General features: G+C 59.6%; 7 protein-coding genes, 8 pseudogenes and 1 riboswitch. Of the genes and pseudogenes, 9 read left to right on the top strand and 6 right to left on the bottom strand.

Features of this window, described 5'->3' with window-relative positions:
• Window positions 1–18: 18 nt before the first annotated feature.
• The 3 genes and pseudogenes from HAP47_RS35175 to HAP47_RS35170 all read right to left on the bottom strand — a co-directional run.
• Complete coding sequence (locus HAP47_RS35175; protein WP_173643979.1) at window positions 19–1,128, bottom strand: IS110 family transposase; 1,110 nt, start codon at window positions 1,126–1,128, stop codon at window positions 19–21.
• A gap of 76 nt (window positions 1,129–1,204) precedes the next feature.
• Window positions 1,205–1,369, bottom strand: coding sequence for a hypothetical protein (locus HAP47_RS41795; protein ID WP_371821706.1), 165 nt, complete (start codon window positions 1,367–1,369; stop codon window positions 1,205–1,207).
• Window positions 1,370–1,432: 63 nt separating this feature from the next.
• Window positions 1,433–2,112, bottom strand: a pseudogene (locus HAP47_RS35170) (5-methyltetrahydropteroyltriglutamate--homocysteine S-methyltransferase); the annotation flags it as partial.
• A gap of 101 nt (window positions 2,113–2,213) precedes the next feature.
• Window positions 2,214–2,410, bottom strand: a riboswitch (cobalamin riboswitch).
• A gap of 899 nt (window positions 2,411–3,309) precedes the next feature.
• Between HAP47_RS35170 and HAP47_RS41965 the strand changes: the two are divergent.
• From HAP47_RS41965 to HAP47_RS35140, 6 genes and pseudogenes are all read left to right on the top strand, one after another.
• Window positions 3,310–3,501, top strand: a pseudogene (locus HAP47_RS41965) (helix-turn-helix domain-containing protein); the annotation flags it as partial.
• A 4-nt stretch (window positions 3,502–3,505) separates the two neighbouring features.
• A pseudogene (locus HAP47_RS35160) lies at window positions 3,506–3,673 on the top strand (reverse transcriptase domain-containing protein); the annotation flags it as partial.
• Between the two features lie 144 nt (window positions 3,674–3,817).
• Window positions 3,818–4,120, top strand: a complete 303-nt coding sequence (locus HAP47_RS35155) for a group II intron maturase-specific domain-containing protein (RefSeq protein ID WP_231169029.1) — start codon at window positions 3,818–3,820, stop codon at window positions 4,118–4,120.
• Between the two features lie 79 nt (window positions 4,121–4,199).
• Window positions 4,200–4,694 (top strand): annotated as a pseudogene (locus HAP47_RS35150) (IS630 family transposase); the annotation flags it as partial.
• Between the two features lie 22 nt (window positions 4,695–4,716).
• Entirely contained in the window at window positions 4,717–5,706 is a 990-nt protein-coding gene (locus HAP47_RS35145) for an IS30 family transposase (protein ID WP_173643978.1), read from the top strand.
• A 7-nt stretch (window positions 5,707–5,713) separates the two neighbouring features.
• Window positions 5,714–6,079, top strand: a pseudogene (locus HAP47_RS35140) (IS66 family transposase); the annotation flags it as partial.
• A 2-nt stretch (window positions 6,080–6,081) separates the two neighbouring features.
• On the opposite strand, the gene istB reads toward HAP47_RS35140, so the two are convergent.
• Together istB and istA are read right to left on the bottom strand one after the other, a co-directional pair.
• Window positions 6,082–6,945: an IS21-like element helper ATPase IstB gene (istB, locus tag HAP47_RS35135; RefSeq protein WP_173643941.1), complete on the bottom strand. Its 864-nt coding sequence runs from the start codon at window positions 6,943–6,945 to the stop codon at window positions 6,082–6,084.
• Window positions 6,854–8,444: pseudogene (gene istA / locus HAP47_RS35130) on the bottom strand (IS21 family transposase). The gene istB and the pseudogene istA overlap by 92 nt, the downstream one beginning before the upstream one ends.
• A gap of 113 nt (window positions 8,445–8,557) precedes the next feature.
• Between istA and HAP47_RS35125 the strand changes: the two are divergent.
• The 3 genes and pseudogenes from HAP47_RS35125 to HAP47_RS35115 form a co-directional block, all read left to right on the top strand.
• A pseudogene (locus HAP47_RS35125) lies at window positions 8,558–8,777 on the top strand (transposase); the annotation flags it as partial.
• A gap of 1,447 nt (window positions 8,778–10,224) precedes the next feature.
• Window positions 10,225–10,947: an outer membrane protein gene (locus HAP47_RS35120; RefSeq protein WP_173643943.1), complete on the top strand. Its 723-nt coding sequence runs from the start codon at window positions 10,225–10,227 to the stop codon at window positions 10,945–10,947.
• 344 nt (window positions 10,948–11,291) lie between these two features.
• Window positions 11,292–12,256, top strand: a pseudogene (locus tag HAP47_RS35115) (IS481 family transposase).
• A gap of 328 nt (window positions 12,257–12,584) precedes the next feature.
• Here HAP47_RS35115 and HAP47_RS35110 read toward each other — a convergent pair.
• Window positions 12,585–13,310 carry a LuxR family transcriptional regulator gene (locus tag HAP47_RS35110; protein WP_166106170.1) on the bottom strand — a complete coding sequence of 242 codons (726 nt, stop codon included), beginning with the start codon at window positions 13,308–13,310 and terminating at the stop codon, window positions 12,585–12,587.
• Window positions 13,311–13,830: the final 520 nt, after the last annotated feature.

Here is a 13,830-nt window from a genome sequence, read left to right as displayed (position 1 = left end):
GATGATAAGGGCGCTCGATCAGGCTGTCTGCACTTGCCTGGCAACCGCCCACATGAACCCCACCAGTTCACGGGCGATAGCGGTGCAGACCACCGTCGTTCGTTTGCCGCGCGCCGCCAGCTTCCGGTACCGGGCCGTCAAGCGGCTCTGCGCCTTCCAAGCAATCTCTCGCACTGCTGGCGACGTCTGTTCGAGCCGGTATAGTTTTGTCTTGCCGATCTTCGGCGGGTGTCGATATGTCCAGGCGCTTTCGACCAACATGTGGCGAACACGGCCGTTGCCGGCCTTGGTGATGCCGCCACGTCTGACAGCCTCTCCCGTCGATCGCTCGCTTGGCACCAGACCGAGGTAACCCATAAGTTGACGTGGGCCCTCAAAACGGCTCACGTCACCGACCTCGGTTGCGAATGTCACTGCGACGACCAGATCGACGCCGCGCAATGTTTGAAGCGCCCGCACGAGCGGCTCCAGAGACCAGGTCGAGACGAACTCTTCGATCGTGCGCTCGAGCCGGTCGACCCGGTCCCTGGCGACGCGAACTGCTTCGACCATTTCTTGTAGCGCGATCTGATGTGCGGGGTGGTCGAACTGTTGTTCCTGGAGCCAACGCAAATAGCGCATCGTCCAGCCCTTTTTGCGGGGATAGGTGCGGCCATGCTTGAGCATGAAGGCGCTCACCTGCTGCCGGTGGATGCGCAGCGTCTCAACCGCTGCCGATCGAGCGCGAACGAGGTCGCGCATCGCTTCGTGACCTTCATCGGGAACCCATACCGCCGTCAGCTCGCCGGCGCGTAGCAGCCGCGCGAGAGAAACGGCGTCCCGGCGGTTCGTCTTCACACGATCACCCGGCTTCCTTGGGATCAGCGACGGCGCCACCACCGTGCATTGGTGGCCGAGCGACCGGATCAGGCGATAAAGACCATAGCCAGTCGGGCCGGCTTCGTAACAGAAGTGGACGCGGTCAAACCGGTTGGCGATCCGCCCTAAGACGCGGCGCATGTTGGTGGCCGAAGCATCAACCTCGCCGAAGAACCGAACCTCCCCCTCCCGGCCTGCATCCGCAATCGCGACGGCATTTCTCAGCTTGGCCACATCGATTCCGACGAATGCTTCCCTATAATCTGCCACGGCTCGTCCTCCTGTGATGAGGATCGGCTCGGTTCGCCCGAGCAACCCTCGGACGCGCAGTGTAGGGCGAGCCACCTCATCGGTAGAGGCGGACATACGGTCTTACGGTCAACATCGCCTTCATCGGCCTTTTGGTTAGCGACTGCGCATAGCGCCACCAGTCCACCGTGATCGGCTTCGGCCGCGAGACATCTCCAAACAGGATCGGCGGCCGGACACAGCGCGAGCCATAGGATTGCACCCAACCGTTTTTGGTAAATGCGAAGCCGGAGAGTTGCTCGCCGAAGCATCAAGATCATGGTTGCAGGCAAGGTTCGTCGAATTGACCCCAATTTGCCCCGCGTTTGGCCAATTCCTTCAAAAGCTCAATATAGACCGGTATCAGGTCATCTAGCAGTGACAGTGGCTGGAACGCAGGATCGGCACTCTTGCCAAGCTTCAAGAATGTAACCGGCCCGATCAGGACAGGGCGCGTCTGAAAGCCAAGGGCCTTGGCTTCCTCGTACTCCTCGATTGGTTTGCGAGAGGATAGTCTGAAAGTCTGCCCCGGGTGAAATTCCGGGACCATGTAATGGTAGTTGGTGTCGAACCATTTGGTATCTCCTGCGCGGGTGCGCCATATCCACGCGACGGGTGACCGCAACTCCCATCCTGACCGTCGCATTGTGCCCCGCGTGCCATGGCGAAGTATGTCTTGAGCGAAATGGATCCGGCATTCGGCTCGTAGACTGCTGGGATGGCACCAACCATGACACTGGTGTCGAGCACCTGGTCGTACAGTGAGAAATCGTTCGATGGGATCACGGTGACACCGAGAGACCTCTGGCGAGCCCAATTTGCGGCACGTAGGCCAGCTGCATCCTCGAGCAACTGCTGTTCGGCGATTTTTCCGGCCCAGTAACTTTCGAGCGCAACCTTGAGCTCTCGCCTTGGACCGATGGGTGGCGTTCCGAGTGTGGCAACCGGAAGAGAGAGAAGAGACATAGCGTTAACCCCATATTGGTGGCAAAGGCCATGGCGGACGCAGGCAGAAGAAGCCGCGCGAGCGACCGTTGCTTGGCGCACCACCGGGACACCCGCCGGTGGACGAAGATAGTGGCGGGGCAGGTCTCCTGGCTCGCGGCTCAGCGCTGCTGTCCGGTCTTCCCGAAACCGTCAGGCTTCAGTGCCTTCGTTGGACAGCTCGCTACTCACAGTTGCGGGGACAGCGCCGGAATTGACACCGGCTTCCCTCTTAGCTCCGGCCTAATGAGACCGGAGAACCTCGACACCTTCAATTATCGGCAAAAGGGATATTCCGTCAACCTCGCGTCATGTTGCGATCTGCTAATGTGCCTAGCGGCATGCCCGCCGTTCATACTCGATGCAGAAGTCGCTCTACAATCACGGACATCGGATGACATCCCGAATGTCCCTCCGCGTGGGCAGCGACAAATCCGAATACGCCGCCTTTGCACCGAGGACCACTTGGTCGAACAGACGGCTTTCATGCAAGCTGGCCCCGGTTCATCAAGCACGGCGCGCTGCGCTGCCTTCTCCAAGCAATCAACGATCCACCGAATAAGATAGCATACGCGGCGCGAGGTGGTTCTGTGATGCCAGCCATTTCTGGTAGGCGTCACTCGGACACTTTTTGGCGATACTGCCCAGGCAAGCATATCAACCAAACCAAGGAGACCGGCTCGCAATGAAAATGGCTGTTTGGAGTGCCCTCGGTGTCTTTGCTGTTGCCGTCTCGGCGGTCGGCCTGTTCGGGTTGATGGTAAGACCGCTCTTGAGTAACACCGCTCGACAGTTTCTCTCGAAACTATTGATCGGCTCAAGCCGAGGCTAGCACGGCTCGGCGCCTCTACCTGCTTGCGGAGGACAGGACTTGCGTCGAGGCCGCATCTTCCGGTCGATTGAAGAGCACGATATGCGTCGGCCGACACGAGCGATCGCGCATGCCAGCGAGTGAATGCTACCATCTTGCCCGCCTGCTTAAAGCGTGCACTTCGGCGGCGTCTGTTCCAAACGCCCGGCGCTGATGGGCGGTTTCGTATCGTTGTGGGCCCTTGAGTGCCAAGCACATCTGCCTGGCGCTGCAACTAGAGCATTTCATTGCTTAACTGAATCGGAGGGGATTCCGGTTTTTGGCGGTTTATGATTCAAGATGCTGACTGGATTGGAGGCCAGCATCGCATGACCCGACCTCTTTCCCTGGATCTTCGCGAGCGTGTGGTGGCGTCGGTTTTAGCGGGCGAGAGCTGCCGATCTGTGGCGGAACGGTTTGGTGTTGCGCTCTCGTCGGTTGTGAAGTGGTCACAGCGGCAGCGGGCGACCGGCTCGGTTGCGCTTGGCAACATCGGCGGTCACCGCAAGCCCGTGCTTGATCTGGATGGCGGGGACACATCCCGACCTCCCTTGGTGTCGGTATGCCGACGACGGACTGGTGCACTGCCGGACCGAGCAAGAAGCAGAGGCCATTAGGGCGGAGCTTCAAGCGAGGTTGGAGGTGTGCGGACTTCAGATGCACCCGACAAAGACGCAGATCGTCTATTGCATGGACAACAGGCGTCGGCGAACGTATCAGAGGGTCAAGTTTGACTTTCTCGGATATCAGTTCAGGCCGCGGCAGGTGGCAACGTCACAGCGGAAGGAATTCTTTTGTGGATACACCCCGGCGGTCAGTCCGACAGCTTTGAAGACCATGCGAGCAACGATCCGAAGCTTGCACATTCCCCGGCAAACGCCGGGGACGCTGGCTGAGATTGCCCAACAGATCAATCCGCTCCTCCGGGGGTGGATAGGTTATTATGGTCGGTTCAGCCGTTCAGCGCTGTTCTCTCTGGTCGACTACGTCAATCAGAAGCTGAAGGCGTGGACCATGCGAAAGTACAAGCGCTTCCGGCTCCACAAAACCGGTGCTTCGCTGTTCTTGCGAAAGCTGGCTCGGAATAACGCGGAGCTGTTCGTACACTGGCAGTTCTTCGGAACGACCACGTTCACCTGACGGGAGCGGTGTGAACCGAGAGGTTCACGCACCGTTCTGCGAGAGGCCGGGGGTGAAAATCCCCCGGCCTACTCACCCTTGGATCAAGACCAACATGGCCCCTTTGCGGGGCTGGGGCCCCATGGGCGCACGCCTGCGCGGCTTCGCCCCGCACGGTCACTGGCGATACCCTCACATTCCTCGGCGCGCTCCGCCATGACCAACTCACGGCACCCTGCGTCTTCGGCGGCCCGGTCAACGGCGAATGCTTCTGCGCTTATGTGAAGCACCTTCTCCTGCCAACCCTGCGCGAAGGCGACATCGTCATTCTCGACAACCTCGGAAGCCACAAGTCGAAAGCTGTCAGGCAGATGATCCAGGCTGCTGGCGCCAGGCTCTGGTACCTGCCGCCATACTCGCCCGACCTCAACCCGATCGAACAGGCCTTCTCCAAGATCAAACACTGGATGCGGCAGGCTCAGAGGCGCACCGTCGAAGACACTTGGCGCCAAATCGGTCACCTCGTTCAGGACATCCAGCCTCGCGAATGCCAAACTACTTCGCAAACGCCGGTTATGCTTCAGTCAAAATGTGAAACGCTCTAGGGTGTTGTGGCGATGGGACAATGTTATGGCCAGCTCAGCCTTGAAGAGCGCGTTGAGATTTACCGCCTGCCTGCAGGCGGTAAATCTCAAAACGATATTGCGTCTGCGCTTGACCGCGCGACGTCGACGATAAGTCGGGAGCTGGAGCGCAACTCGCGGCCTACCAAGGTCTGGAGGGGCGGTTACGAACCTGTCCGGGCTCAACAATTGGCCGAACGTCGGCGACGGCAGGATGGCCGCTTCAAGCTGGCGCGCCAGCCGGCCCTGCGGGACTGCGTCGGCAAAAGCCTTGCGATGGGACATTCGCCGGAGCAGATCGCTGGTCGACTGGCGCGAGAGCATGGTCGCGTCATGATCAGCCACGAGTCAATCTATCGTTTCATCTATCATCGTACGGCCCAGAAGGATTACTGGCACCGCCTGCTGCCGTGCCATAAACTCAGACGAGGGCGCCGGCGACGCCCAGGCGGCAGCCCTGCCAGCTTCATTAAACAACGGCGCTCGATCGATGAACGACCCTCCGAGGTCGAAGGCCGCGGGACGCCGGGTCATTGGGAAGCCGACTTCATGCTGTTCGCGCGATATGGCCAAGGATTGCTGGTTCTCCACGGGCGACAAGCCCGCTTCAGCATCGTGCTGCATCCACGCGATCGGAAAGCTGTCCTCACCCCTCGGACCATCGCCCGTCAACTTGGCAAGCTTCCACAGGCGATCCGTAAAACCATCAGCTTCGACAACGGAACCGAGTTCGCCGAGCATCACAGGCTTCACAACGCCCTCGGCGTCCAAACCTTCTTCTGCGATCCCCATAGTCCCTGGCAAAAAGGCGGCGTGGAAAACTCCATCGGGCGCTTACGACGCTCTCTACCACGCAAAACCGACCTCAGGTACATTACGGCAGCCGCCCTCAGGCGGCTCGATACCCCACGCAAATGCCTGGACTTCAAGACACCCGCCGAGGCATTCTCCAAACTCAAATCAATCGTTGCACTTCAAACGTGACTCCATCCCCGCGCCCATTGCCAGCGAGGCGCTCAAGCATATCGCCGAGTTCTACGCCATCGAAAGGGACATCCGTGGCCGCGGCGCCGAGGAGCGCCGTCTCGTTCGGCAGCAGACAATCCGGGCGCTGGCGGAAGCCTTCGAGCGATGGCTCCGCGCAAAGCTCGCGTTGATCAGCCAAAAGGGCAAGTTGGCCGACGCCATCCGCTATGCGCTCACACGCTGGGATGGCCTGACGCGCTTCATCGATGATGGCCGTATCGAGCTTGACAACAACGTCGTCGAGCGCTCGATCCGTCCGATCACGCTGAATCGGAAAAATGCGCTGTTCGCAGGCTCCGACGGCGGCGCCGAGCACTGGGCCGCCATCGCCTGTCAATCGGCTTGCAAATTTGACCCCTCATCGGCGTCCAATTTTGACCCCTTTGCGCGGCGGGGTTTGCTGGTAGCGCTCGTCTCGTCGGAGCTGGCCGGGATAGCGGAGGCGAGACGAGCGCGGGTGGCGTGATCATCGTCTCTGCTTTTGAACCGCCAGCTATCGTTGCCGGTCTCGACGATGTCGCAGTGATGGGTCAATCGGTCGAGCAGCGCGGTGGTCATCTTGGCGTCGCCGAACACGCTCGGCCATTCGCCGAAGGCGAGATTGGTGGTTACGATGACGGACGCGCGCTCATAGAGCCGGCTGACGAGGTGGAAGAGAAGCTGGCCACCGGACTGGGGGAAGGGCAAATAGCCGAGCTCATCCAGCACGATGAAGTCCATCCGGGTCAGATGCTCGGCGAGCCGTCCTTGCCGTCCGTTGCGGGTCTCGGTCTCGAGGCGATTGACGAGGTCGACTACGTTGAAGAAGCGGCCGCGGGCACCGGATCGGATGCAGCTTCTGGCGATGGCAATGGCCAGGTGGGTCTTGCCTGTGCCGGTGCCACCAACCAGCACGACGTTGCGTTGTTGGGCGATGAAGCCGCCGCCAGCGAGATCATTGACGAGCGTCTGATTGATCGGCGTGCCGTCGAACTGGAAGTCCGCGATGTCCTTGGCGAGCGGCAGCTTGGCGATGGTGAGCTGGTATTTGATCGACCTGGCTTGCTTCTCGTTGATCTCGGCGTTGAGCAGGTCGCCGACAATGCGCTGAGGCTCGTGCTGGCGCTTAACGGCAGTTGCCATGATCTCGTCGAAGGCAGCCTTCATGCCGTAGAGCTTGAGTTCGCCCATGAGGTCGAAGATTTGGGTTCGTTCCATCAGATGGTCCTCCGGAGGTTGTCGTAGCGGGCACAATCGGCGATCGGTGCATGACGGAGCGTCAGTGCGGCCGGCGTCATGATGTTGGCCGGTGGGGCAGGTTCACGTTGACGGGCCAGGATATTGAGCACGACATCGGCGGAATGGACGCTGTGACTGAGCGCTTCGGCACAGGCCGCCTCCACCGCAGGCAGACCGTCGGTCAGCACCGCGTTGAGGATGTCGACCATCTGCCGATTGCCATCGTCGGTGCTGGCAAGCTTGCGCCGGATCCGCTCGATCGCGGCTGGCAGCACCCAGTCTTTGAAGGGAGCACCGTTGCGCAAGGCGCCGGGTTTGCGCGCCAGCACCGGTACATAATGCCAGGGATCGTAGATGGTCTCGCCGCGACCGAAGCATCGTGGATGCTCCGCAGCGATGCGCCCGTCCTGACGGATGACGATGCGATCGGCATAGGCTCGAACCTCGACCGGTCGTCCTACTGCGCTGGCTGCGACCGAGTACTTGTTGTTGTCGAAGCGCACCAGGCAGGTCTTCGAGACCGATGCCGTCACCGCATGGAAGCCGTCGAAGCGGCCGGCATAGGGAACGAGTTTGGGGCGTTCGGCTTCGAACACGTCCCAGATCGTCTGATCGGTCAGCTCCGGATGGCGATGAGCCTTGGCGTAGGCGATGCATTTGTCGAGCAGCCAGGCGTTTAACTCGTCGAGGTTTTTGAACCGCAGCCGCGGCGTGAAGAAGCGTTCCCGGACCAGCCCGACCTGGTTCTCGACCTGCCCCTTCTCCCAGCCCGACGCTGGCGTACAGGCGACCGGATCGACCAGATAGTGGCTGCACATCTGCAGGAAGCGGCGATTGTAGAGACGGCCTTTACCGACAAAGATCGTCTCCACCGCGGTCTTCATGTTGTCGTAGATGCCGCGGGTGCAGGTGCCTTTGAACAGGGCGAATGCCCGGTCGTGGGCGTCGAACACCATCTCCTGCGTCTCGCGCGGATAGGCCCGCACGAACAGCATGCGGCTGTGACAGAGCCGGACATGAGCGGCCTTCACCATCACCGTGGTGCCGCTCAACAACACCACCTCGTGGCTCCAGTCGAACTGGTAGGCTTCGCCTGGGGCAAAGCTCAGCGGGACATAAGCCGCCGCGGTCGATTGCCCGCGTTCTTTGCTCCACCGCCTGGCGTAACGCCGCACGGCATCGTAACCGCCGTCGTAGCCGCGGCCGCGCAGCTCTTCGAAGATCCGGATCAACGTCAGCTGTTCACGAGCCGATTTGGCCGCGTTCGCCGCCAGCAATCCATCAAGCTCTACTGCCCATCGTCCCAGCTTTGGCCGCGGCTGCACCTGCCGCTCGTACTCGAAGGAGGTCTCTCCCGACCTCAGCACCTTCCGGACCGTGTTCCGCGACACCTTCAGGTCACGGGCGATCTCCTTGATCGTCTTGCCCTTGATGAAGTGCTCGCGCCGGATCCGGGCAATCGTCTCCACGATCAGCATCCCCCACCACCTGCTTCGTTCCAAAGCAGGCAGCGCAACAGACCAATCTGTAGGGGGTCAATTTTGGACGCCGATCCCCCGGCTTAGGGGGTCAATATTGCAGGCCGAATGACAAGAGCGGACCGCGCGTCGTCTCCGCCTTCATCGCCACCGCCTTTGCCCAGGACGATGCCGAGACCGCCCAAGCGCAGTGGGCGGAAGGTCGCCGACCCCAAGCTGCTCAAGCTTGCTGGCTTCCTCGACGAGGCCGAGACCGATGTGCTCGCCTACATGACGTTCCTGCCCCAGCATCGAACCAACCTGCACTCGACCAACCCGATCGAGCGCCTCAACGCGCCACACCACGCCCGTGGACCCGATCCGGCGCACTCTGGATCAATTCAAGGCCCGATCGGCGCTGGCGTTTTTCATCCTCTTCTAACATGTTCGGCTTGTACGGGGCTTAGATCCATAATGCGAGCAAGATAATGCCCCGAGACATGTCACAACACCAACAACACTTGTCCGGAATATACCGGGCTTGATCGGAAGCCGACATCTCAGAAAACGACCAGGCTGTTCGCTTGAGATCTGCAAATGGTGGACGACCCCGACCGCCATGGTCGTGTTGAAGCTGCGACTGGCGCGAGCGAAGTTTGATCGCCTGAAGCAACGCCTTGCACCGTTAGCGGACCTCAAGCGGTACCGCTAGAGACGCTTGTACTGCGTTGTTAGCTTCACTCGCTCCGAGATCAATTCCAATTGATCGACATTACGACGCTCGGTCATCCGAACTTCAACAAGCATCTATATGATGTCCATTATGGCGCCGAGCGTAGCTCGATGCGCGAGCAAGATCGCAAACCGATTTGAGCGCTAGCCACATGCTCTCGGTTTCGTTTGGGGCAAACTGATTTGTCTTTGAAGGGCGTTGCAGTGGAGTTTGAGATGGATCACGACTTATCCCAGCAGGTCCGGGCGCCAGAGGCTCTCGTGAGTGTGGCGTTTGATAAGGCGTGGCGCTTTGTCGAGAGTGATCCGATCCTAGCGCACAATCTGAAGTCCGTCCTTCATCGCCGATTGCGCGATTTACTAGCGAGCTCGGTAAGGAACGGCGAACGCAATGCACTCCATCTTGCAAACGAGGCGATACGCAATTTGCGCGCCGAGCTTGCGCATGCGACCACGCAATAGGCTTCCTCGCACATCCACTGGCAAGAGAGATCCGGTTCGCCGGGTTTGCCCCGTCATTCAGCCAAGAACGAACGCCGACGCCGATGGTGACCGATCTGACCTTCCTCCACTCATATCGTTCGCCGCGCTGAAGGCGCCGCAACGCCGCGCGCGTTGTGATCGCACGTGCCCTGCGATCGGGTGATCCTCAACGGCTTGATAAAGCGCGGCCCGCCTGAGAGCACTCGCCAAGCAGCTCATCACGCACCGGCAGGACTTACGCAGCTCGGCTCTCGCGCTGGTTCTTGACGGGGAGCTTACACCCCATATCACGGCGCACCGCGATGCGAAACCGCAGTCCCAAGGAGCACGCTGCACCATAATGCCTCACGTCTTCCAACGTTGACTGATCCGATTTTCCATTGGCGTATTTTGCGTGTGAGCTCCAGCGAGATTCGGCCATTTCGCTGACGGGTGCGCGTGACGTCCTTGCACGCTCCACAATCTGACGCTGCGTGCGGTTCGACGCATTTCTCCCGAAGGATTGTTGTCCTGCAGTTACAGCAATCGGCGTCGATGTTGTTAAGACGCACAGCGCCGGGGGGCACCGAAAGGAACGACACTCGAAATGAAGAGTTTTCTGATTCTGACTGCAAGCATTGTCGCGCTCAGTGCAGCGGCACCGGCGCTTGGCGCGGACTTCGCCGTGCAGCCCGTCAATATAAAGGCGCCGCCGATGCCCATCGCGGCCCCGATCACTGACTGGACCGGCTACTATATCGGTATCAATGGCGGCTGGGGGGCTGGCCATAATTGCTGGAACTTCAATGGCGCCACTCCCGAGGGCTGTCATAATTCGACAGGTGGTTCGATCGGCGGCCAGATTGGCTATCGTTGGCAGATCTTCAATATGGTTTACGGCATCGAGGGCCAGGGCAATTGGGCCGACTTCAGCGGCTCCAATGTCAGCACCGCCTTCCCGGCCGACACCCTCCGCACCAAGACGGATGCGTTCGGGTTGCTTGCTGGCCAGATTGGCTACGCATTCAATGCCGTGCTGCTTTACGCCAAGGGCGGTGCCGCCGTGACCAGCAACACCTACCACATCGACTCAGTGGCGACTGGTACGGAGATTGCCAAAAGCAGCAATGTGCGTTGGGGTGGCGCGCTGGGCGCCGGTGTCGAAGTCAGTCTTACGCCGAGCTGGTCCGCCGGCGTCGAGTATGACCGTTTGTTCATGCAGGGCACCAATGTAGCCTTCCCAGGTGCCGGCGTGGATCGCGTCCACCAGGACGTCGATCTGATCACAGCGCGGCTCAATTACAAGCTCAGCCCAGTGCTTGGCAAATAATGATCTCTACGCACTAGCGCGGTGAATCGAGAGCCTCGACTTGGGTCGGGGCTCTTTCTTCAGGAGGCGCTCTCTGCAGCGGCCCGGCCGCGGCCGAATTTTCCTGAATCCCGAGCTCGGTCTCTCGACGGACTGCGCGACGTCACTCAAATGGCAGCTAACATCAAATGGTGTACGTGGCGCCACCAAATTTATGAGCCAGATGCCGGGATGATCACCGGTTTTCGCCGACTGAGCGCAAGCAGCTCCAGACGACGTAGGCCACTGGCGCGGCCACCTTGCCCTAGGTGTTTAGTCCCGGGCTTTGATGGTGCATTCTTGTCGCACGATTCGAAGGATGCGCTATGGGACAAGTTTTACACGGCTGCGCCACCACGACGGAGGCAGTCCGTCGAGCAATACAAAATAGTCAAGAGAGCCTGAGAGCACTCGCCAAGCGCTACGGGATCAACCAGAAGACTGTCGCGAAGTGGAAGCAGCGCGAGACGTCGCCGATCGTTCGACAGGCCCCAAGGAAGCCAACTCGACAGTCCTTTCCATCGAGGAGGAGGCGGTCATCGTCGCTTTCCGGCGGCATACACTGCTGCCGCTCGACGGTTGCCTCTATGCCCTGCAGCCGACCATCCCGCATCTGACGCGGTCGTCCCTGCATCGCTGCCTCCAACGCCACGGCATCAGCCGATTGCCGTAGGTTGAAGGCGGCAAGCCTTCGAAGAAAAAGTTCAAGGCTTATCCGATCGGCTATTTCCACATCGACATCGCTGAGCTCCAGACCGCCGAAGGCAAGCTCTACCTCTACGTCGCAATCGGTCGCACCAGCAAGTTCGCCTTCGTACAACTGGCTAGGAAGACGGGAAGGACCTCCGCCTCGGCCTTCCTCGAAGCTCTGATCGCGGCTGTCCCCTACAAGATCCATACGGTTCTCACCGACAATGGGATCCAGTTCACCTTCTTGCCGCGCTACGCGGACGGCCCGACGGCAAGATACGTGACACATATGTTCGATATGCGCTGCCAAGAGAATGGCATCGAACATCGGCTGACCAAGATCAAGCATCCCTGGACCAATGGGCAGGTCGAGCGCATGAACCGCACGATCAAGGAAGCGACCGTCCAACGCTATCATTACGATCGACACGATCAGCTCGAAGCTCACCTTACCGACTTCATCACCGCCTACAACTAGGCTCGGCGGCTGAAGACCCTGAAGGGCCTCACGCCCTACGAATATATCTGCAAAGCCTGGACAAAAGAGCCCGAACGATTCACCCTCAATCCGCTCCAGCAAATGCCGGGACTAAAAACCTAGGCGATCTCATTGGAGTGATGCATCGAGCGACACGTTGTTGTTGGGGGCGTCGGCATCACGACCAATACGATGCGGCGATGTCTCAAAGGCGGAGCGTTGGACGAGCCGCTTCTGTACTCGCCCCGCGGGTCTGGGGATCTCATCAGTTCCGCACGCATTACCTTTTCAAGGGCCTTTTCATCCGACATATTGGCAACGTAGCGGATCCGAAGTTGACGCAGCGTCAGATTTCAATGCGCTTTTTCCCGATCGATCGTTGCGCGGCAGTTTCGGTGGCAAGCGCCATATTGAAAGTTGTGAAACAGCCGGCGTTTGCTCTCAGCCGGTATCAAAGGACATTAAGTCGAACGGCCATGATGGCGGCCTGGATCCGACTCGTCGCGCCCAGCTTTCGCATCACATTCTTAATATGAAAGTTCACAGTATTCTCGCTGATTTGCAAGATCATTCCGATTTCCCACGACGATTTACCCTCGGCCACCCATCGTATGCAGCTGGTTTCCCGCTGTGACAGCGCAACTTTCTTGTCGCAGTCAGCATCCGCGCGGCGCGCGATTTCACCATAGGCAGTGTGAAATTGCCAAGCCAGAGCGTTGAGGTGACTGATGCAATGCTGAGGATCAATATTCTCTGATGGAGACGCAAACGAGGCGACAGATACCCGGCCCAGCGGACCAAACAATGGCACGCTCATACCATGCTTCAGACCTGCCTCTCTAGCCTCGTCAAGCACCCGTCTTTCGTCCGGCTGAAGTTGATATTGTTGGCCGAGCTGATCCCATAGATAAGGCCGCGAAAGCAGCGGAGTGCGCCGGACCACCGGATCGATGGTATGGTACTTGCGTTTAAAATAGCGGTCGCACCAGTCTATTGGCCATTTCACGGCTACGGTCGGGGGTGGGTAGTCCGCCAGCCGAAGTGGCTCGACGAAGTTGAGAGATCCATAGGAAACTTCAGTAAAACCCTCCTGGCTCGCACAGCTTACAAGAAGGTCGAACAGGGCTCTGAGAGAATGTGTCCGGTTTGCGCATTCAGTGAAGCTAAAAAGATCCATAGGCGCCTCAGGACGCCCATCACCATCGGTGTTGGTGTGTTCGATTGCGCTTGTTTCAGGCGGAGCCAAGTTTCATTCCATGACCTGAACTCTTGGGTTGCTCTTCGTCAAGGCCGGAGCGCTCGGATGCTGCGCCAGATCTGCCATTGCCGAACTTGTCACCCTCCCGTCCGCTGTGGTCGCGTGACGCATCCTTCAAACATTGCGAGGTGCCGCCGCTATTCTTGATCAAAGGTTGAACCGCATGCGGCAACCGCCGCGCCGATGCCCCCTCAATATGTTCTGTCCGGCTCATCTGGTGAAGCATGGGCACACTGACGATTGCCCAGCTCGCCCTGGGTTGAGGGGGCAGGCCCGCGGCTAAAACGTCGGCTCTGCTCAGACTGGGCCGTATGAAAGCGATGTCCTGCCGAATGAAGCTTCGCCGCGCGATCCAGGCGAGATAGAGCACACCGATCGGTTTGGCGGCGCCAGGATCGAACGTCGCGGTGTTGCCATCGATCTTCTGCGTGCCAGTGAC

The organism is Bradyrhizobium sp. 41S5 (genome assembly GCF_011516665.3).
Taxonomy (GTDB): Bacteria; Pseudomonadota; Alphaproteobacteria; order Rhizobiales; family Xanthobacteraceae; genus Bradyrhizobium; species Bradyrhizobium quebecense.
This window is presented reverse-complemented; position numbering and strand designations above follow the sequence as displayed.